An 18,953-nucleotide genomic window follows, 5' to 3' on the forward strand; every position below is an offset into this window, starting at 1 on the left:
GTTTTACTGTGTTTGAAGTGATCAAGACCGAGGGCAAGGCCCGCCGGGGCGTCTTTACCTGCGCCCACGGCACCGTGCAGACGCCGGTTTTCATGAATGTAGGCACTCAGGGGGCCATCAAGGGGGCCCTGTCCGCCTTTGACCTGAAGGACATCGGCTGTCAGGTGGAGCTGTCCAACACCTACCACCTCCACCTGCGGCCCGGCGACCAGGTGGTGCGCCAGATGGGAGGGCTCCACAAATTCATGCGGTGGGACGGGCCCATCCTCACCGACTCCGGCGGGTTCCAGGTGTTCTCCCTGTCCGGCCTGCGGAAGATCAAGGAGGAGGGGGTCACCTTCGCCTCCCACATCGACGGCCGCCGCATCTTCATGGGCCCCGAGGAGTCCATGCAGATCCAGTCCAACCTGGGCAGCGACATCGCCATGGCCTTTGACGAGTGCGTGGAGAACCCGGCCACCTATGAGTACGCCAAAGCCTCCTGCGAGCGCACCCTGCGGTGGCTCCAGCGGTGCAAGGCGGAGCACGACCGGCTCAACGCCCTGCCCGACACGGTGAATCCCCATCAGATGCTCTTCGGCATCAACCAGGGGGCCACCTTCCCCGATCTGCGGATCTGGCACATGAAGGAGACCGCCAAGATCGACTGCGAGGGCTACGCCATCGGCGGCCTGGCGGTGGGGGAGCCCACCCAGGTGATGTACGACATCATCGACGCGGTGGAGCCTTATATGCCCCAGGACAAGCCCCGGTATCTCATGGGTGTGGGTACTCCCTCCAACATCATCGAGGGCGTGGCCCGGGGGGTGGACTTCTTCGACTGTGTCATGCCCGCCCGCAACGCCCGCCACGCCAAGCTGTTCACCTGGTCGGGGGCCATGAACATCCGCAACGAGAAGTACAAGACCGACGAGCGGCCCGTCGACCCCGACTGCGACTGCCCGGTGTGCCGGAACTTCTCCCGGGCCTACCTGCGCCACCTCTTTGTGGCGGACGAGATGCTGGCCATGCGCCTGGCGGTGATGCACAACCTCTATTTCTACAACAAGCTGGCCCAGCGCATCCGGGACGCCCTGGACGCCGGTGAATTTGCCGCCTTCCGGGCGGAATATTCCGAGAAACTGGCCGGCCGTATCTGAAACAATTTGTGAAAGATAGGGAAAAACTCTTGTCAAAACCTGCAAATCGTTTTATAATGTCCCATTGATGACGCACAGCGTCAAAGTAAAAATCGGAGGGGATTGTATTGACAGCACAGATCACCAATGCGATGTTGTCCAGCACCACAAGCGGAACGGGTAGTATGTTGAGCATGATCATTCCTCTGGTGCTCCTGGTCGCGGTGTTTTACTTCCTGCTGATCCGGCCCGAGAACAAGAAGAAGAAGGAAGCCGCCAAGATGCGCTCCGAGCTGACCGTGGGTGACCAGATCACCACCATCGGCGGCGTTGTGGGCACCATCTGCGCGGTGAAGGAGAACACCATCGTGATCGAGACCAGCTCTGATCGCGTGCGCATGGAGTTCACCAAGTGGGCTGTGTCCACCCGCGGCACTCAGACTGCTGAGGACGGCGCTGGCGAGTCCAAGGACGCCAAGGACAAGAAGTAATAAGAAACGCCCTCCCGGCATAGGTTTCATCAGGAACCTGTGGCAAGGGAGGGTGTTTTTTATGCGGAAAAAGGAGGAAGACCAGGGGGCGAAGCTGCTGCGCTGCGCCCTTGGCATCCTGTTGGGGGGCCTGCTGGCCCTGGGGGTGTGCCTGCTGTTCCTGCTGGGCATGTCCATGGCCATCTCCGGCGGCGTGCTGGGCATGGAGCTGACCTACCAGATCACCATTGTGGGCTGCGTACTGGGCGGCTTCTGCGGGGGCCTGCTGACGGTGAGGCGCTGCGGCGGCGGTCTGGCCGCCGGTCTGCTCACCGGGGCAGTGCTCTTTCTGCTGGTGCTCACCCTGGGGGCCCTGTGCTTCCGGGACGTGTCCCTGGAGGCGGGGGGCATCGGCCTGCTGTGCGGGGCCCTGTGCGGCGGGGCGGCCGCCGGCCTGGTGGGGAGCGGCAGCACCGGGGGCAAACGGAAAAAACGCAGAAAGCGTTGAAATCGGAAAGACCCTATGGTATAATGTCCTAAAGTCTCTATTTGGGAGGGAAATCAGAATGAAGCATATCAAGACGCTCAACGGCGCTACTCTGAAGAAGAGCGCCGCCCACGGCGGCTGCGGCGAGTGCCAGACCTCCTGCCAGTCCGCCTGTAAGACCTCTTGCACCGTGGCCAACCAGAAGTGCGAGAACCGGTAACACACAAAAAGGCAAGGGTGGGCTGCTAGCCCACCCTTTGCTATGCTCTGAGGAAGGAACAAAAATTTATGGTACATACCTTTCAGTGCCTCGGCGTGCGCATCGCCGTGGATGTGAACAGCGGCGCCGTCCACGTGCTGGACCAGCTGACCTATGATCTGCTCTCCGCTCTGGCGGAGCGGGAGGAAAACGGGGAGAGCCTGGGGGGCGGGCTGCCTGCCTGGGCCGCCGAAGCCCTGCCCCAGTACGACCCCGCCGCCCTGGCCGAGGCTTGGGGGGAGCTGCAGGGTCTGAAGCAGGAGGGCCTGCTCTTTGAGGCCGACGACTACATCGACCGGGACAAGGCCGCCTCCATGCAGCAGCAGGCCCTGGTGAAGGCCCTGTGCCTCCACGTGTCCCACGACTGCAACCTGCGGTGCAAGTACTGCTTCGCCTCCACCGGCGACTTCGGCACCGGCAAGCGGATGACCATGGACATCGACACCGCCAAGCAGGCCATCGATTTTGTCATTGCCAAGTCGGGCAAGCGCCGCAATATCGAGGTGGACTTCTTCGGCGGCGAGCCCCTGATGGCCATGGACACCGTCAAGGCCACCGTAGAGTACGCCCGGTCCATCGAGAAGGAGCATGACAAGTGCTTCCGCTTCACCATGACCACCAACGGCGTGCTGCTGGACGACGAGAACATCGAGTACATCAACCGTGAGATGTCCAACGCGGTGCTCTCCCTGGACGGCCGCAAGGAGGTCAACGACGACCTGCGGCCCACCATCAACGGCAAGGGCTCCTACGACGTCATCGTGCCCAAGTTCAAAAAGCTCATCGCCGGCCGGGATACCAAGGACTACTACCTGCGGGGCACCTTCACCCGCTACCACAAGGACTTCGCCGAGGACGTGATGGCCCTGGCCGCCATCGGCAAGAACGTCTCCGTGGAGCCGGTGGTGGGGAAGGAGACCGATCCCTACGCCATTCAGGAGTCCGACCTGCCCGAGCTGAAGGCCGAGTATGAGCGCCTGGCCGAGTACCTGAAGGACCACCGGGAGACCAACTTCTTCCACTTCAACGTGGACCTTCAGCAGGGCCCCTGCGTCATCAAGCGGCTGCGGGGCTGCGGCGCCGGCTGCGAGTACGTGGCCGTCACCCCCGACGGAGACATCTACCCCTGCCACCAGTTCGTGGGCAACGAGGAGTACAAGCTGGGCAGCGTGAAGGACGGCTCCTTCGACAGCAGCCTGTCCTCCAAGTTCGCCGGCCTCAACGTGTACACCCGTGAGGAGTGCTCCCACTGCTGGGCCCGGTTCTACTGCTCCGGCGGCTGCTCGGCCTCCAATCTGCTTGTCGGCGGCGACATAAAGCACCCCCACAAGGTGGGCTGCGAGCTGGAGCGCAAGCGGCTGGAGTGCGCCATCGCCCTCAAGGCCATCGACGCCGGTATGGCCGACTGAGCCGATTACAAAACGTAATTATACCATCTGTAATCATTGTAATCAACGCAGCAAGCCCTGTCTCTCGAGGCTCAAACCCTTGGGAGACAGGGCTTTTTTGCTGCCGCCAGCCGGAGCGGGGGAGAGGGCGGACCCTGATGGACCGGACAGAATGAAGGGGGCGCTTTGCGGCTCCTGGCGAGCTGAAAAGTAGGATCACTTTACAGAAAAGGAAGGCTGAAATACGTTGTCGGGCAAGGGAAACACCCCGCCGGCAGCTGTTTTGCTTACGAGATTTACATAATACAGTTCACATAAATATATGGCATAATCACCAAAAATCACTTTTTTCCTTGCCGCGCCTTGCACAATGTCTGCCATTCAGGTATAGTTATAATCAGAAATGAACAAGCGGGTCTGAAAATGTGGTCTTGTGCATAGGCTTTTCCGGGAGGTGAAGGATGTGCGCAGGACCATTGTAGCGGCCTGGAACGTGCCGGCGGACGGCATTGCTCCGGCCCTGGTCATTTTGTCGGTCTGCTTGGGAGCCGGGGGCCTGACGGGCTGCCTGCTGGCCGCCAGGGTGGGCGGCGCAGGCGAGACCAGCCTCCACGCCTATCTGGAGGCATTTCTGGCGGCTGCCCAGGGGGGCGCCGTGGATATTCCCGCCCTTTGGGGCCAGGTGTGGGACACCCTGCGCTGGCCGCTGGCGGCGCTGCTGCTGGGCTTTACCGCCCTGGGTGTGCTGGGGCTGCCGGTGCTCTTTGCCGTGCGGGGCTTTTTGCTGGCCTTCTCCATTGCCTCCTTTGTGCGGGCCTTCGGCGGGACGGGCTGGCTGCTGGCCTGTCTGGTGTTCGGCATCGGCGGGGCCCTGTCCCTGCCTGTGCTCTTTGTGCTGGGGGTGCAGAGCTTTCTGTCCGCCCGGGCCCTGGCAGCCCGGGTCAGGGGCGACGGCAAGGGCCGGGTGCTCTGGGGCCGGGACTGTCTCATCCGCTGCGCCATGTGCGGCGGAGTTTTGTGTGTGTGTATTTTGCTGGAACGGACCGCGGTGCCCGCCCTCCTCTCAGGAGCGGCAGGGGTGCTTTTGAACCGATAGAGAGATGCGGGAAGGTGTTGGACGGATGGAATATCTGAACGGCTACGAACGGTATCTGACAGAAGAAAAAAAGGCGTCGCCCAACACGCTGAGTTCCTATCTGCGTGACGTACGCCAGTATCTGGGCTGGCTGGGGGAGGAGGGACTCTCTCCCATCCAGGCCTCCCATGCCGATGTGGAGGCCTACTCCCGGGGCATGACGGCCCACGGCAAGTCGGCGGCCACGGTGACCCGGAGCCAGGCCTCCCTGAAATCCTTTTACTCCTGGCTGATGGAGATCGGGCAGGTCAGCGAGAATCCTGCCCGGGGGCTGACCCAGACCAAGGTGGAGCGCAAGCTGCCCCACATTCTCTCCTCCCGGGAGGTGGAGCTCTTTCTGGAGCAGCCCGACCCCACCGACGCCAAGGGCTGCCGGGACAAGGCCATGCTGGAGCTGCTCTACGCCACAGGCATCCGGGTATCCGAGCTTATCGGGCTCAATCTGGACAATCTGAACCTGTCCGCCGGCTTTGTGCGGTGCGCCAGCCGGGGGAAGGAGCGCATCATCCCCCTGTACCAGACGGCCATCCGGGCGTTGCAGCACTATGTGGACCGGGTACGGCCCCGGATGGTGGAGCACCCCGACGAGAAGGCCCTCTTCGTCAACATGAGCGGGGAGCGGATGAGCCGCCAGGGGTTCTGGAAGATCATCAAGCATTATCAGGAGAAGGCGGGCATCCAGAAGGACATCACCCCCCATACCCTCCGCCACTCCTTTGCCGCCCACCTGCTGGAAAACGGCGCGGACCTCCACTCCATCCAGGAGATGCTGGGTCACGCCGACATTTCCTCCACCCAGATCTACACCCAGCTGGTGAGCCAGAAGCTGAAGGACGTGTACAACAAGGCCCATCCCAGAGCATGAATCACACCGGCCGCGGAAACCGCGGCCGGTGTTCGTTTGCCCCCAAAGCCTCGCAGAGTTCGCGCCCGCAGGTGCGAAGAAAGTCCAAATCTGTTTTCAGCCGCGACATGTGCGTGGCTGAAAACACTTCTCAGACCGCAAGTGTGGAATTTGCACGCTTGCAGCGGGCAAATTATGCGCGCGGCGGGCTGCGTCTTTCTCGAAAAAGCGGCTGCGCCGCTTTTTCGACAGCCTCACACCGGCCGCGGAAACCGCGGCCGGTGTTTGCGTTGGCCTTGACGGTGGTGGGCAAAACTGCTACAATATTTTGGATTTGAAGACCACAAACGAAGGGAGCGCTCGGCATGATCCTGGCGGTAGACGTGGGCAACTCCACCACCACGGTGGGCCTGTTTGACGAAACGGGGAAGCTGACCTTCCGGGCCACCCTGGAGACCTCCCGGAGCAAGACCCGGGACCAGTGCGCCATCGATCTGCTGGGGGTGTTCGGCCTGTACGGCGCGGACATCCGGGCGGTGGACGGGTCCATCCTGTCCAGCGTGGTGCCCCCCCTCACCGCCATCTTTACCGACGCCATCACCCGGCTCACCGGCAAGACCCCCATGGTGGTGGGCCCCGGCATCAAGACCGGGCTCAACATCAAGGCGGAGATCCACAACCAGCTGGGCAGCGACATCGTGGCCTCGGCGGTGGCGGCCATAGCCGCCTATCCCAGCCCCATCGTCATGGTGGATCTGGGCACCGCCACCTCGGCCTCCCTGATTTCGGGCAGCGTGTATGAGGGCTGCGTCATCATGCCGGGACTCACCCTGGCCCTGGAGGCCATGTGGTCCCGGGCGGACGCCCTGCCGCCCATCTCCCTGGAGTCCACCGCCCCGGTGGAGCTGCTGGGCCGCACCACCGAGGAGGCCATGCGCTCCGGCGCCCTGTACGGCCACGCCGCCATGCTGGACGGGGTCATCGACCGGCTGGAGGAGGCGGCAGGCAGCCCGGTCACCGTGGTGGCCACCGGCGGCAGCGCCCCCCGCATCCTGCGCTACTGCAAACGCACCGCCCACTATGACGCCGACCTGGTCATGCGGGGTCTCTATCTGCTCTATCAGAAGAACACCCGCAAGAGCCGGCGCCCTTGACTATGTACTCAACGGCAGATTGCCGTGGGTAAATAAGGGAAGCTCTGATTCAATCGACGAGAGCTGACGCCGAGGAATTTTGACACAGGCGAAAGTTTGGCAAACGGAGGAATACTGGATGTATTTCCCGTTTGGCAAACTGCACGAATGGGGCAAAAGGCCCGGCGCTCAGCCGCAGGAGATTGATTCGGAGATTCCCAATTATGCGCTGCATCCTTTTGAAAAGGAGCGGCAGCAGGAGGTAACTGAGAATGAGAGCACAAGAAAAAACCAGACGCCTGACCGGACTGGCCCTGTTGACGGCCATCATCATCGTCCTGCAGGTAGTCGCCAGCTTCGTCAAGTTCGGACCCTTCTCCATCACCCTGGCCCTGGCCCCCATCATCATCGGCGCGGCCCTGTACGGCGCCAGCGCCGGAGCCTGGCTGGGCGGCGTGTTCGGCGTGGTGGTCTTTATCGCCTGTGTGGCGGGCTGGGACGTGGGCGGCAACATCCTGTTCACCGCCAACCCCTTCCTCACCGCCGTGCTGTGCGTGGTCAAGGGCGCCCTGGCCGGTCTGGTGGCCGGCGTGGCCTACCGGGCCATCGACCTGCGCAGCCCCATGGCCGCCTCCATCACCGCCGGTATCCTGTGCCCGGTGGTCAACACCGGCATCTTCTGCATCGGCCTGACCCTGTTCTTCCACGACACTCTGGTGGCCTGGGCCGGCGGCACCGATCTGGTGTACTACATCATCTTCGGCCTCACCGGCGTCAATTTCCTGCTGGAGCTGGCCATCAACCTGGTGCTCAGCACCGTCATCGTCCGGGTAGTGGGGGCCAGAAAGTACGCCTGAAGCCCCATGACCGTCTGAAAAAGAGCCGCCGCACAGCCGTGCGGCGGCCTTTTTGCATCTTCTTTGACCTTCTCATTCAAAAAACGGGAAAAATCTCAAATAAGGACTTGCAATTTTGCAAGTCGGCGCATATAATATGTCAAGAAATTGTGTGACAAGGGAGAGATTCCATTGAAAGAGCTGTCTACCATCGCCCAGGCCGTCCGGGCCTCCACCACCATGGCCATCGACGCCATGTTCAAGCAGATGAAGGCCGACGGCATTGACGTGATCGGTTTCGGCGCGGGTGAGCCCGACTTTGACACCCCCGACGCCATTAAGGAGGCGGGTATTGCCGCCATCCGGAATAATGTGACCCGCTACACCCCCGCCGCCGGCACCGTGGAGCTGCGCCAGGCGGTGTGCGACCGCATGAAGGCCGACTACGGCCTCAGCTACAAGCCCGCCCAGGTGGTGGTGAGCAGCGGCGCCAAGCATCTGGTGTATCTGGCCCTGCGTGCCATCGTCAACCCCGGCGACGAGGTCATTCTGCCCGCGCCCTACTGGGTGAGCTACATTGAGCTGATCAAGATGGTGGGCGGCGTGCCCGTGGTGGTCACCGCCACCGAGGCCGAGCACTTCAAGCTCACCACCGGCAAGCTGGAGGGGGCCATCACCCCCAAGACCAAGGCCATCATGCTCAACAACCCCTCCAACCCCACCGGCATGATGTACAGCAAGGAGGAGCTGGAGGCCCTGGCCGCCGTGTGCGAGAAGGCCGACCTCTACGTCATCTCCGACGAGATCTACGCCTGCCTGGCCTATGACGGACGGGAGTTCACCAGCTTCGCCTCCCTCAGCGCCGATGCCAAGGAGCGCACCATCCTCATCAACGGCGTGTCCAAGGCCTACGCCATGACCGGCTGGCGCATCGGCTACGCCTGCGCCAACGAGCAGGTCGCCAAGGTGATGGCCAACTACGTCAGCCACTCCACCGGCTCTCCCGTGGCCATCTCCCAGAAGGCCGCCGTGGCCGCCCTCACCGGTCCCCAGGACGAGGTGGAGACCATGAAGAAGGCCTTTGAGGAGCGCCGCAACTACATCGTGGAGCGGATGAATCAGATCCCCGGCGTCAGCTGCATCAAGCCCGAGGGCGCCTTCTACGTGATGATGAACCTGAGCGAGCTCATCGGCAAGACCATCCACGGCGTGGAGATCACCAACGACGACGTGTTCGCCGACGCCTTCCTGAAGTACGGCCTGGTGGCCGTGGTGCCCGGCTCCGGCTTCGGCGCCCCCAACTTCGTCCGCTGGTCCTACGCCACCTCCATGGACAACATCAAGGAGGGCCTGGCCCGTCTGGAGAAGTTCCTGGCGGAGTAATCCCTGTACAGACATAAGGACCCCCCGGCAGCGCCGGAGGGTCCTCTTTTTATGCGGAAAACTGGGCCACCCGCTCCTGAACGGTGGTGGTGTGCTCCACCGTGAAGGTGAGGCCGTCCGCCCCCAGGGCGGCGGTGCCCTCCTCACTGTAGGTGTCCTCCGGGGACACCCCGGGCGGGTAGCCGGCGGCCTGGAGCAGATCCAGGCAGGGGGCCATCACCTTTTGGTAGCCCAGGCCGCCCTCCCGGTCGGGGAAGAGAAAGACCGCCCCGTCGGCCACGTCCGCCGTGTGGAACTCATGCACGGCGTCCTTAGTGAGGAAATAGCCGTCGGAGCCGCTGTCGCCGGTGAGAAGCAGTGCCAGGGCCCCGTCAGCAGTGACAAAGACCTCATTGCGGAAGTTGCCCCCGCACAGATAGAGGGGCTCGGCAAACTCCAGCCGCTGTGAGCCGTAGGTGATGGAGGTGCAGTACACCTCCCCGGGGGTTTCCTTCTGGGTCTGGAGGGCAAAGACGCCCCCACGGCAGATAATGGAAGCTGTGGTCCCGTCAGCCATCATGTGGGGCTCGATGGAGGTAACCGTGTTGGGCTGGGTGACGGCAGTCGTTTCCGCGGGGGTGCTGTCCGGCAGTGGGGACCGGCTCTGACACCCGGCCAGAAGCAGGGTGAAAGCCAACAGACAGGCGCCTGCCCGCCGCGCATGGGGTGTGACCATAGGGATGCTCCTTTCACTTGGATGTTCATCCCCAGTATACCCGGCCTGTCCGCTCCCTTCCACTATGATTTCGTTAAGGTTTTGGCCCGGCCCATCAGCACCAGGGCGGCGCAGAAGGTGACTGCCTCGGTGATGGGCATGGCCAGCCACAAAGCCCCGCTGCCCAGGAGAGTGGGCAGGACCAGGATGAGTCCGCCGCTGAGGGCCAGACCCCGCAGCACCGACAGGAACAGGGCGCTGCCCGGCCGGAGCACCGACTGAAAATAGTAGGTGAAGAACACGTTGCAGGGCAGCAGCAGGAAGGACAGGCCGTAGGTGCGCAGAATGGCGGGTGCGATGGCCAGCACACCGGCTTCCGGCTTCATGAAGATGGACACAAAGCCGTTGGGGAAGGCCAGCACCGCCGCCGTCCACACCAGACCGAAGACCGCCGCCGCACACAGGGCGTATTTCAGCACCTGAGCCATCCGGTCCCGGCGGCCCGCCCCGAAATTGAAGGACAGGATGGGCTGGGCGGCCTGGCCCACGCTGTAGCCGCAGCACTGGACAAAGGTAGAGATGTTGACGATGACGCCGTATACTGCCAGGGCGTCGGTGCCCAGCCAGGCCATGATCTGCCGGTTGAACAGGATGGTGAGCACCCCCATGGCCACGTCGATGAGGAAGGCGGAGAAGCCCGCTGTCCACACCCGGCCCAGCAGCCTGGGCAGGCCCACGGGCAGAGCCAGGGCCAGGGTGCAGTTTTTACGGAAGAAGTGGCTCAACGCCACCGCCAGGGTGATGACCGCCCCGACGGCGGTGGCCAGACCGGCACCCCGGATGCCCATGTCCAGGCCGAAGACAAAGAACACGTCGCCGAAGATGTTGAAGATGCCGCCGGACAGCACCGCTGCCGTGGCCAGCCCCGGCGCGCCGTCGCTGCGCAGGAAGGCGGAGAGCATCTGGGACAGCAAAAAGGCAGGCACCACATACTGGATGGGCCCCAGATAGGCCTGAGCCATGGGGAGCAGGTCCCCCTCCGCCCCGAAGAAGGTGAGCAGGGGCTCGTCCCAGAACACCACGGCGGCCCAGCACACCGCCGCCCAGAACATGGCCCCCAGCAGGGCAGTGGTGAAGTAGCGGTTCTCCTCCCCGGAGCCCCGGCCCTTGGCCAGGCCGTACCACACCGAGCCGCCGATGCCGTTGAGCAGGCCAAGGCTGTAGATCACGTTCCATACCGGGGCCACCACCGCCAGAGCGGCGGTGCCCTCCGGGCCGTGGTACTGGCCTACCACCGCCATGTCCACCACGCTGTAGATGGAGCTGATAAAGGTACTGCCGAAGGCGGCGGCCAGATAGCGGAAGTAGAGGGGACGCACCCTGTCCCGCAGTAAGTCCATATAGATCCCTCCAAACAAAAAAGCCGGACAAGGAACAGGCGTCTCAGCCTGCCACCTTATCCGGCTTACCGTTTCTTCTGAACAGCTTGCCCTCCGAGTGAGCAGAGCTATCCTACCACACAAGCCCCGGCTTGTCAACTTGTCACCGGGAAAAGATGGTGCTATAATTGAACGCACGTTCCAATACAGGAGAGGAGGCATGGGAATGATCCTGGTGATCTGCGTGGACGACAAAGGGGGCATGGCCTTCAACGGCCGGCGGCAGAGCATGGACAGGCTGCTGCGCTCCGACCTGCTGCAAACCGTGGGGGAGCGCCCCCTGTGGGTAAGCCCCTATACCGCCAAGCAGTTTGACCCCGCTCCCGCCAGCCTGCGGGTGTCGGGGGACTTTCTGGACCGGGCGGGGGCGGGGGAGTACTGCTTTGCTGAGTTCCCGCCCCTGGCTCAGGTGCTGGACCGGGCGGAGGGGCTGATCCTGTACCGCTGGAATCGGACCTATCCCGCCGACCGGCATCTGGACTTTGACCCGGCAAACCGGTTTACCCTGTCTTCCGTCATGGAGTTTCCCGGCTCCTCCCACAAAACCCTGACCAAGGAGGTCTATACCAAATGAAACGCCTTTCTTCCGCCCTGCTGGCCCTGGTCATGCTGTGCGCCCTGCTGACGGGCTGCGGCCAGACCGGCGGCACAGGCTCCAGCGCCGCCCCAGCCGGGTCCTACGACCTGACCAGCCTGCCCGCCTACGACGGCAGCCCCTATGTGCCAGTCAACGACAACGTGCCCTACTTTACCGAAGAGGACTACACCACCACTTCCTTTGAGTCCTACAGCGACCTGGACGCACTGGGCCGCTGCGGGGTGACCTACGCCTGCGTGGGCACCGATCTCATGCCCACCGAGGACCGGGAGAGCATCAGCTCGGTGAAGCCCACCGGCTGGATCAACGTGGAGTACGACGGCCAGTACCTCTATAACCGCTGCCACCTCATCGGCTTCCAGCTCACCGGGGAGAACGCCAACGAGAAGAACCTCATCACCGGCACCCGGTACATGAACGTGGAGGGCATGCTGCCCTTTGAGAACATGGTGGCCGACTACGTCAAGGAGACCGACAACCACGTGCTCTACCGGGTGACCCCTATCTTTGAGGGGGACAACCTGGTGGCCTCCGGCGTGCTGATGGAGGGCTACAGCGTGGAGGACAGCGGGGAAGGGGTCACCTTCTGCGTGTACGCCTACAACGTGCAGCCCGGCGTCACCATCGACTACGCCACCGGGGCCAGCGCCGCCAGCGGGGAGGAGGTCCCCCAGGTCTCCGCCCCCGCCCAGACCACCGGCGGCTCGGAGGAGGACGGGCAGTACGTCCTCAACACCAGCTCCAAGAAGTTTCACCTGCCCGACTGCTCCGGCGTGGAGAGCATGAGCCAGGCCAACCGGCAGGACTACACCGGCACCCGGCAGGAACTCATTGATCAGGGGTATGACCCCTGCGGAATCTGTAAACCCTAAGGGGAAGCGGGCGGGGGTAAACCCCGCCCCTGCCTCTTTGTAGGGGCGTCCTTTCCGGTCGCCCGTATCCATTTCATCCCAAGCGAGGTATCCCATGAAAGACATCGTCACATCCTTCGGGGCCTGGATCCAGGCCCTGTGTGAAAAGGACCCGGAAAAGGCCCGGAAATGGCTTGCCACCGGCTACCGGGCCAAAGACCTGCAATTAAAGCTCTTTCCCCACAAGCTCACCGCCAGGTCCGCCCAGATGGCGGCGGTCCAGACCATGGAGTCCATGATCGCCCCTCTGGCCCACCCGGAGAAGGCCGCTATGGTCAGCCTGTTCCTGCCCTGCGAGCCCCTCCAGGTGCTGGGGCTGGCCCCCTATTCCTGCGAGGGCTTCGGCTGCTTCCTGTCGGGCACCCAGGCGGAGGGGACCTTCCTCCGCTACGCCGAGAGCGAGGGCCTGCCTGAGACCTTCTGCTCCTACCACAAGATCTTCATCGGGGCGGCGGAAAAGGGCCTGATGCCCAAGCCCCGGTTTATCCTCAATACCACTCTGGCCTGCGACGCCAACATGCTCACCTTCCGGCGGCTGGCCCAGTTCTTCGACGTGCCCCACTTCACCCTGGACATCCCCTACCACACAGACCAGAGCGCCGTGGACCATGTGGCCCGCCAGCTGAAGGACATGGTGGCTTTTCTGGAACAGCAGACCGGTCAGAAGCTGAGCCAGTCCGCCCTGGAGGAGGCGGTGGCCCGCAGCAACCGCAGCCTTGCCAACTACGACCGCTACCTCACTCTGAAGGCGGACAAGTGCATCCCCTGTGAGATGACGGGGGAGATGTTTGCCGCCTTTGCCCTCCACAACCTGCTGGGCACCCCGGAGACCGAGGCCTTCACCCTCCAGTGCCTGAAGGACGCAGAGGGGGCGGCTCCGGCGGAGGGGGTGCGGCTGCTGTGGCACCACACCACCCCCTTCTGGGTGGCACCCCTCCGGCAGGTCACCGACTTTAACCGGAAGGTGCAGGTGGTGGCCTGCGACATGTGCTTTGAGGGCATCCAGCCCTCCTTCTCGGACGATCCCTACCAGGCCATGGCCCAGCGGGTGGTGTACTCCGCCTTCAACGGCCCGGTGGCCCGGCGCATTGAGAAGGGGGTACAGACCGCCCGTCAGGTGAAGGCCGACGGGGCGGTGTGGTTCTGCCACTGGGGGTGCAAGCACACCCTGGGCGGCGCCCAGCTGGCCAAGGAGACCTTTGAGGCCGCCGGTATTCCCACCCTGGTGCTGGACGGGGACGGCTGCGACCGCAGCCACGGCGGCGAGGGCCAGCTGGCCACCCGCATGGAGGCCTTTGTGGAGATGCTGAAACAGGGAAAGGGGGGGCAGGCATGACCCACTATATCTGCAAATACACCCCGGTGGAGCTGCTGGCCGCCCTGGGGGGCGACTGCGTGGTGCTGGACCACATGCCCGACTCCTTCCCCCTCAGCGATCAGCTGGGCCACCCCAACCTGTGCGGCTTCGGCAAGGCGGTGCTGGAGGCCTGCCTGTCGGGGCAGATCAAGGAGCTGGTGCTGGTCAACTGCTGCGACGTGATCCGCAGCGTGTACGACATTCTGGCCCAGCACGGCAAGCTGGACTTCCTCTACCTGATGGACCTGCTCCACTGCACCGACCAGTGCGCCCGCACCCGGATGAAGGGGGAGCTGGTGCGTCTGGCGGAGGCTTACGGGGCGTACAAGGGCACGAAATTTGACGAGAAGGCCTTCCGGTCGGCCTTCCAGCCCCTGGACCGGCCCACCGAGCCCTACCTCAGCGTGCTGGGGGGGAGAGTGGGGGACAAGCTCTTTCAGGCCATGGAGGAGGCCCTGCCCCTGCCGGTGCGCAACGACACCTGCGTCCACAACCGCAGCGTGGCAGCGCCGCCCCCGGGCCTGGACTTTGATGCCCTCATGGAGTGGTACGCCGGGGCTCTGCTGGAGCAGACCCCCTGCATGCGCATGACCGACGCCGCCGGGCGGCGGCAGCTGGTCAACGACCCCCACCTCAAGGGGGTGGTGTACCACACGGTAAAATTCTGCGACTACTACGGCTTTGAGTACTCCAAGCTGCGCCATGAGCTCACGGTGCCCATGCTCAAGCTGGAATCGGACTATACGGCGGGGAGCAGCGGGCAGCTGAGCACCCGGCTGGAGGCCTTTGCCGAGACCATGGCCCCGGCCCGCACCGAGGGGAGAAAGGAAGCAAGCAAGATGAACAAGGGACGGTATTATGTGGGCATCGACAGCGGGTCCACCAGCACCGACGTGGCCATTCTGGACCGCAACAAGCAGCTGGTGGCGGGGGTGATCCTGCCCACCGGCGCGGGGGCCTCGGCGGGGGCCGAGCGGGCCCTGGAGGAGGCCCTGAAGCAGGGTGGACTGACCATGGAGGACATTGCCGCCACCGTCACCACCGGCTACGGCCGCTCCGCCATCCAGATCGGGGACAAGTCCATCACCGAGATCACCTGCCACGCCAAGGGGGCCTACTTCCTGGACCCCACTGTGCGCACCATCATCGACATCGGCGGCCAGGACAGCAAGGTGATCCGGCTGGACGACCAGGGCAACGTGGTCAACTTCCTGATGAATGACAAGTGCGCCGCCGGCACCGGCCGGTTTTTGGAGCTGATGGCCCGCACCCTGGAGCTGTCCATGGAGGAGATGAGCTGGGCGGGGCTGGAGTGGAAGGAGGACATCGCCATTTCCTCCATGTGTACCGTCTTTGCCGAGTCGGAGGTGGTGTCCCTCATCGCCCAGAACAAGGACCGGGGAGACATTATCCACGGCCTGAACCAGTCGGTGGCGTCCCGCACCGCCGCTCTGTGCCGCCGCCTGGGAGGCGAGGCCAACTATATGATGACCGGCGGCGTGTCCAAGAACCGTGGGGTGGTGGAGGCCATCCAGCGGGAGCTGGGGGTGGAGCTCATTGTCTCCGACCGTGCCCAGCTCAACGGAGCTCTGGGGGCCGCCCTCTTCGCCATGGAGGCCTGACAGACAGAAGAAAAGAGCCGTTCCCGTGATGGGAACGGCTCTTTTTGTCGGTTGGATTACATGTCGACGGTGAGGACCTTCTTCAGGCGGGCAAAGCGGGGGAGAGAGTTCTCCTTGGGGCCGTTGGCCTCGCCCTGGATCAGAGGCAGGACGTAGTCCACGAACTCCTGCTTCACGCCGTTGCCGGCCTCGTTGATCCACTCGCGGGGCACCTTCTTCTCAAAGTTGGCCACGATGTCCAGGGGCTGCAGCACGGTCTCGCACTTGTAGCCGCCGTCGCGGGTGCACTGGAAGGCCACCATCTTGTCGGTGGTGCCGGCCACAGCGGCGTCCACGGCGGTCTTGCCGGCCAGGAAGGCCTCGTCGATGTCGGTCTTGGAGCCCACGTGGGAGCCGCAGCGCTGCAGCAGGGACAGCTCGATACCGCGGACCTTGGCGCCGGTCTTGTTCTTGATGATGTCGGCCAGCTTGACGGCCAGGCCGCCCAGCTGAGCGTGACCGAAGCCGTCGGTGGCGGAGGTCTCAGCCTCGGACACGAAGCGGCCGTCGGCGTAGTGGATGCCCTCGGACACGGCCACCATGCACTTGCCGGTCTTGTTGTAGATGTCGGTCACGTCCTTGACGAACTGGTCCATGTCGAAGTCGGTCTCGGGCAGGTAGACCAGGTCGGGGCCGCAGCCGGCCACGGAAGCCAGGGCGGCGGAGCCGGCCAGCCAGCCGGCGTGACGGCCCATGATCTCGATGACGGTGACCATGCCGGTGTCATAGACGTGGGCGTCCTGCCACACCTCGGCGCAGGAGGTGGCGATATACTTGGCGGCAGAGGCGAAGCCGGGGCAGTGGTCGGTGCCGTTCAGGTCGTTGTCGATGGTCTTGGGCACGCCCATGATGCGGCACTCATAGCCCACCTTCTGCATATACTTGGAGATCTTGTTGCAGGTGTCCATGGAGTCGTTGCCGCCGTTATAGAAGAAGTAGCGCACGTCGTACTTCTTGAAGATCTCAAGGATACGCTTGTAGTCGGTGTCGTCCTTGTCGGGGTCGGCCAGCTTATAGCGGCAGGAGCCCAGGGCGGAGGAGGGGGTGTACTTGAGCAGATCCAGCTCGGCGGCGTCCTCCTGACCCATATCGTACAGCTTGTCGTCCAGCACGCCCTTGATGCCGTGGGCAGCGCCCAGCACCCGGGTGATGCAGTCGGTGTCCAGGGCGGTGCGGATGACCCCCAGAGCACTGGCGTTGATGACGGCGGTGGGGCCGCCGGACTGGCCGATGATACAAGCGCCTCTCAGTTCACTCATGAAAGTTGCCTCCTGTTGGTTGAAAAAATTTTTACAAATTTTGATTTTGCGGGAATATCATATCACGTCCTCTTGAAATTATCAAGGAGACCTGCTAAAATCATGGTGCAATAAAAAAAGGAGATGACTGATATGCCTCTCGTAACTACCAAGGAAATGTTCCAGAAGGCCTATAACGGCGGCTACGCCATCGGCGCCTTCAATGTCAATAACATGGAGATCGTCCAGGGCATCACCGAGGCTGCCAAGGAAGTCAACGCCCCCCTGATCCTCCAGGTGTCCAAGGGCGCCCGCGCCTACGCCAACCACACCTACCTGGTCAAGCTGGTGGAGGCCGCCATCATTGAGACCGGCCTGCCCATCTGCCTGCATCTGGACCACGGCGACAGCTTCGAGACCTGCAAGAGCTGCATCGACGGCGGCTTCACCTCCGTCATGATCGACGCCTCCTCCAAGCCCTTCGCCGAGAACATCGAGATCACCAAGAAGGTGGTTGAGTACGCTCACGACCACGGCGTCGTCGTCGAGGCCGAGCTGGGCGCTCTGGCCGGCGTGGAGGACGAGGTCAATGTGTCCGCCGCCGACTCCCACTACACCCGCCCCGAAGAGGTGGAGGAGTTCGTGACCAAGACCGGCTGTGACTCCCTGGCCATCGCCATCGGCACCAGCCACGGCGCTTACAAGTTCACTGCCGCTCAGTGCACCCGCAATGAGAAGGGCGAGCTGGTTCCCCCGCCCCTGCGCTTCGACATCCTGGACGAGGTCGTACGCCGTCTGCCCGGCTTCCCCATCGTGCTCCATGGCTCCTCTTCCGTGCCTCAGGAGTTCGTGAAGATGGTCAACGAGAACGGCGGCAAGATGCCCGACGCCGTGGGCATCCCCGAGGAGCAGCTGCGTCAGGCCGCCCGGGGCGCTGTGTGTAAGATCAACATCGACTCCGACCTGCGTCTGGCCATGACCGGCACCATCCGCAAGTTCTTCAACGATCATCCCGACAAGTTCGACCCCCGCGAGTACCTGAAGCCCGCCCGTGCCGCCATCAAGGAGCTGGTGAAGCACAAGCTGGTTTACGTTCTGGGCTGCGACGGCAAGGCGTAATCCAATTTCATACCCATAAAAGGAGAGGGGAGACCCTCTCCTTTTTTTGCGCCCTGAGCCGCGGCCGCATAGAATGGCGGGAAGGGAGAGAGATGCCATGTGGGAAGCTGTTCCCTATGACCGCCGCGCCGCGGTGCGCTACGCCCACCGGTGGGCCTTTGGCCGCAACCCGGCCTATTACGACTATGAGGAGGTGGGGGGCGACTGCACCAGCTTCGCCTCCCAGTGCCTGTACGCCGGCATCGGGGTGATGGACTACACCCCGGACTACGGCTGGTACTACCTGGACGCCAACAACAAGGCCCCGGCCTGGTCAGGAGTGGAGTTTTTTTACCGCTACCTGACCCAGACCCAGGTGCGGCCCGGCCCCTACGCCGTGGAGACAAGTCTGGACCTGCTGCTGCCGGGTGACTTTGTCCAGTTCAATCCCCGGGGAGAGGGCTTTACCCACACCGCCATTGTGGTCCAGGCGGGCGCCCAGCCCACCCTGCGCAATACCCTGGTGGCCGCCCACTCCTACGACGTGGACCGCAAGCCTCTGAGCAATTATTCCTTCCGGGCCGTCCGGTACCTCCACATCCTGGGGGGCTGGCGAGAGGGGTAGCAGATGAGGCAAAAGGCGGACAGCCAGTTCAGTTGGCTGCCCGCCTTTTGTAATTTCTCAATCATGCAGAATCAGGCCGGAGGCCTCCAGGTCCAGATACCGGCGGAAGGAGACGGCGTTTCCGTCCTCGTCCGCCCAGGTGGTCAGCACGCCGTCCTGCCCCAGCAGGCCGGTAAAGCCCTCCAGGGTCATTCCGCTGCCCGCCAGGCGGATCTGCGCCAGCAGGTCGGCTGCCACAACGCCGTCCGGGGAGAGGGCGGTCAGCCCCGGATAGAGGCT

The 18,953-nt window shown here is 63.5% G+C and carries 20 protein-coding genes; 16 read left to right on the forward strand and 4 right to left on the reverse strand.

What is annotated here, in order from left to right:
• The first annotated feature begins 8 nt into the window (after positions 1-8).
• From tgt to B5G34_RS02805, 10 genes are all read left to right on the forward strand, one after another.
• Positions 9-1,139 (forward strand): tRNA guanosine(34) transglycosylase Tgt, encoded by a 1,131-nt coding sequence (gene tgt, locus B5G34_RS02760; protein WP_087334003.1) that lies wholly within the window; start codon positions 9-11, stop codon positions 1,137-1,139.
• 164 nt (positions 1,140-1,303) lie between these two features.
• Positions 1,304-1,609, forward strand: coding sequence for a preprotein translocase subunit YajC (gene yajC, locus B5G34_RS02765; RefSeq protein WP_343286547.1), 306 nt, complete (start codon positions 1,304-1,306; stop codon positions 1,607-1,609).
• A gap of 61 nt (positions 1,610-1,670) precedes the next feature.
• On the forward strand, positions 1,671-2,096 hold the full coding sequence (locus tag B5G34_RS02770; RefSeq protein ID WP_087334005.1) for a TIGR04086 family membrane protein: 426 nt from the start codon (positions 1,671-1,673) through the stop codon (positions 2,094-2,096).
• A gap of 58 nt (positions 2,097-2,154) precedes the next feature.
• Complete coding sequence (gene scfA / locus B5G34_RS02775; protein WP_087188745.1) at positions 2,155-2,295, forward strand: six-cysteine ranthipeptide SCIFF; 141 nt, start codon at positions 2,155-2,157, stop codon at positions 2,293-2,295.
• Between the two features lie 68 nt (positions 2,296-2,363).
• Complete coding sequence (gene scfB, locus B5G34_RS02780) at positions 2,364-3,743, forward strand: thioether cross-link-forming SCIFF peptide maturase (RefSeq protein ID WP_087334007.1); 1,380 nt, start codon at positions 2,364-2,366, stop codon at positions 3,741-3,743.
• 442 nt (positions 3,744-4,185) lie between these two features.
• A complete protein-coding gene (locus B5G34_RS18655) occupies positions 4,186-4,818 on the forward strand; it encodes a hypothetical protein (protein ID WP_162609406.1) in 633 nt (210 codons plus the stop codon).
• Between the two features lie 25 nt (positions 4,819-4,843).
• Complete coding sequence (gene xerD / locus B5G34_RS02790) at positions 4,844-5,722, forward strand: site-specific tyrosine recombinase XerD (protein ID WP_087334011.1); 879 nt, start codon at positions 4,844-4,846, stop codon at positions 5,720-5,722.
• Positions 5,723-6,066: 344 nt separating this feature from the next.
• Positions 6,067-6,855: a type III pantothenate kinase gene (locus tag B5G34_RS02795; RefSeq protein WP_087334013.1), complete on the forward strand. Its 789-nt coding sequence runs from the start codon at positions 6,067-6,069 to the stop codon at positions 6,853-6,855.
• A gap of 251 nt (positions 6,856-7,106) precedes the next feature.
• The gene (locus B5G34_RS02800; RefSeq protein WP_087334015.1) at positions 7,107-7,691 is read left to right on the forward strand and encodes an ECF transporter S component; all 585 of its coding nucleotides are present in this window, start codon (positions 7,107-7,109) and stop codon (positions 7,689-7,691) included.
• Between the two features lie 171 nt (positions 7,692-7,862).
• A complete protein-coding gene (locus B5G34_RS02805; protein ID WP_087334017.1) occupies positions 7,863-9,053 on the forward strand; it encodes a pyridoxal phosphate-dependent aminotransferase in 1,191 nt (396 codons plus the stop codon).
• A 49-nt stretch (positions 9,054-9,102) separates the two neighbouring features.
• On the opposite strand, the gene B5G34_RS02810 is transcribed toward B5G34_RS02805, so the two are convergent.
• Both B5G34_RS02810 and B5G34_RS02815 read right to left on the reverse strand, forming a co-directional pair.
• Positions 9,103-9,768, reverse strand: coding sequence for a hypothetical protein (locus B5G34_RS02810; RefSeq protein ID WP_087334019.1), 666 nt, complete (start codon positions 9,766-9,768; stop codon positions 9,103-9,105).
• A gap of 62 nt (positions 9,769-9,830) precedes the next feature.
• Positions 9,831-11,147 (reverse strand): MATE family efflux transporter, encoded by a 1,317-nt coding sequence (locus tag B5G34_RS02815; protein WP_087334020.1) that lies wholly within the window; start codon positions 11,145-11,147, stop codon positions 9,831-9,833.
• Between the two features lie 205 nt (positions 11,148-11,352).
• Here B5G34_RS02815 and B5G34_RS02820 point away from each other — a divergent pair, with 205 nt between their 5' ends.
• From B5G34_RS02820 to B5G34_RS02835, 4 genes are all read left to right on the forward strand, one after another.
• Positions 11,353-11,760 (forward strand): ribonuclease Z, encoded by a 408-nt coding sequence (locus tag B5G34_RS02820; RefSeq protein ID WP_087334022.1) that lies wholly within the window; start codon positions 11,353-11,355, stop codon positions 11,758-11,760.
• The gene (locus B5G34_RS02825) at positions 11,757-12,656 is read left to right on the forward strand and encodes a DNA/RNA non-specific endonuclease (RefSeq protein WP_087334024.1); all 900 of its coding nucleotides are present in this window, start codon (positions 11,757-11,759) and stop codon (positions 12,654-12,656) included. Before B5G34_RS02820 ends, B5G34_RS02825 begins: the two co-directional genes overlap by 4 nt.
• Positions 12,657-12,750: 94 nt before the next feature.
• Entirely contained in the window at positions 12,751-14,031 is a 1,281-nt protein-coding gene (locus B5G34_RS02830) for a 2-hydroxyacyl-CoA dehydratase family protein (RefSeq protein WP_242956777.1), read from the forward strand.
• Positions 14,028-15,674, forward strand: coding sequence for an acyl-CoA dehydratase activase (locus B5G34_RS02835; RefSeq protein ID WP_087334025.1), 1,647 nt, complete (start codon positions 14,028-14,030; stop codon positions 15,672-15,674). The genes B5G34_RS02830 and B5G34_RS02835 overlap by 4 nt, the downstream gene beginning before the upstream one ends.
• A 56-nt stretch (positions 15,675-15,730) precedes the next feature.
• Here the strand turns inward: B5G34_RS02835 and B5G34_RS02840 are convergent, their stop codons facing one another.
• Complete coding sequence (locus tag B5G34_RS02840) at positions 15,731-16,972, reverse strand: 6-phosphofructokinase (RefSeq protein ID WP_087334027.1); 1,242 nt, start codon at positions 16,970-16,972, stop codon at positions 15,731-15,733.
• 132 nt (positions 16,973-17,104) lie between these two features.
• On the opposite strand from B5G34_RS02840, the gene fba reads away from it, so the two are divergent.
• Both fba and B5G34_RS02850 read left to right on the forward strand, forming a co-directional pair.
• Entirely contained in the window at positions 17,105-18,070 is a 966-nt protein-coding gene (gene fba, locus B5G34_RS02845) for a class II fructose-1,6-bisphosphate aldolase (RefSeq protein ID WP_087334028.1), read from the forward strand.
• Positions 18,071-18,167: 97 nt separating this feature from the next.
• Positions 18,168-18,674, forward strand: a complete 507-nt coding sequence (locus B5G34_RS02850; protein ID WP_087334029.1) for an amidase domain-containing protein — start codon at positions 18,168-18,170, stop codon at positions 18,672-18,674.
• 57 nt (positions 18,675-18,731) lie between these two features.
• Here B5G34_RS02850 and B5G34_RS02855 read toward each other — a convergent pair whose 3' ends face one another.
• On the reverse strand, positions 18,732-18,911 hold the full coding sequence (locus tag B5G34_RS02855; protein WP_087334031.1) for a hypothetical protein: 180 nt from the start codon (positions 18,909-18,911) through the stop codon (positions 18,732-18,734).
• Positions 18,912-18,953 lie beyond the last annotated feature (42 nt).

It is taken from the genome of Flavonifractor sp. An82, assembly GCF_002159265.1.
Taxonomy (GTDB): Bacteria; Bacillota; Clostridia; order Oscillospirales; family Oscillospiraceae; genus Flavonifractor.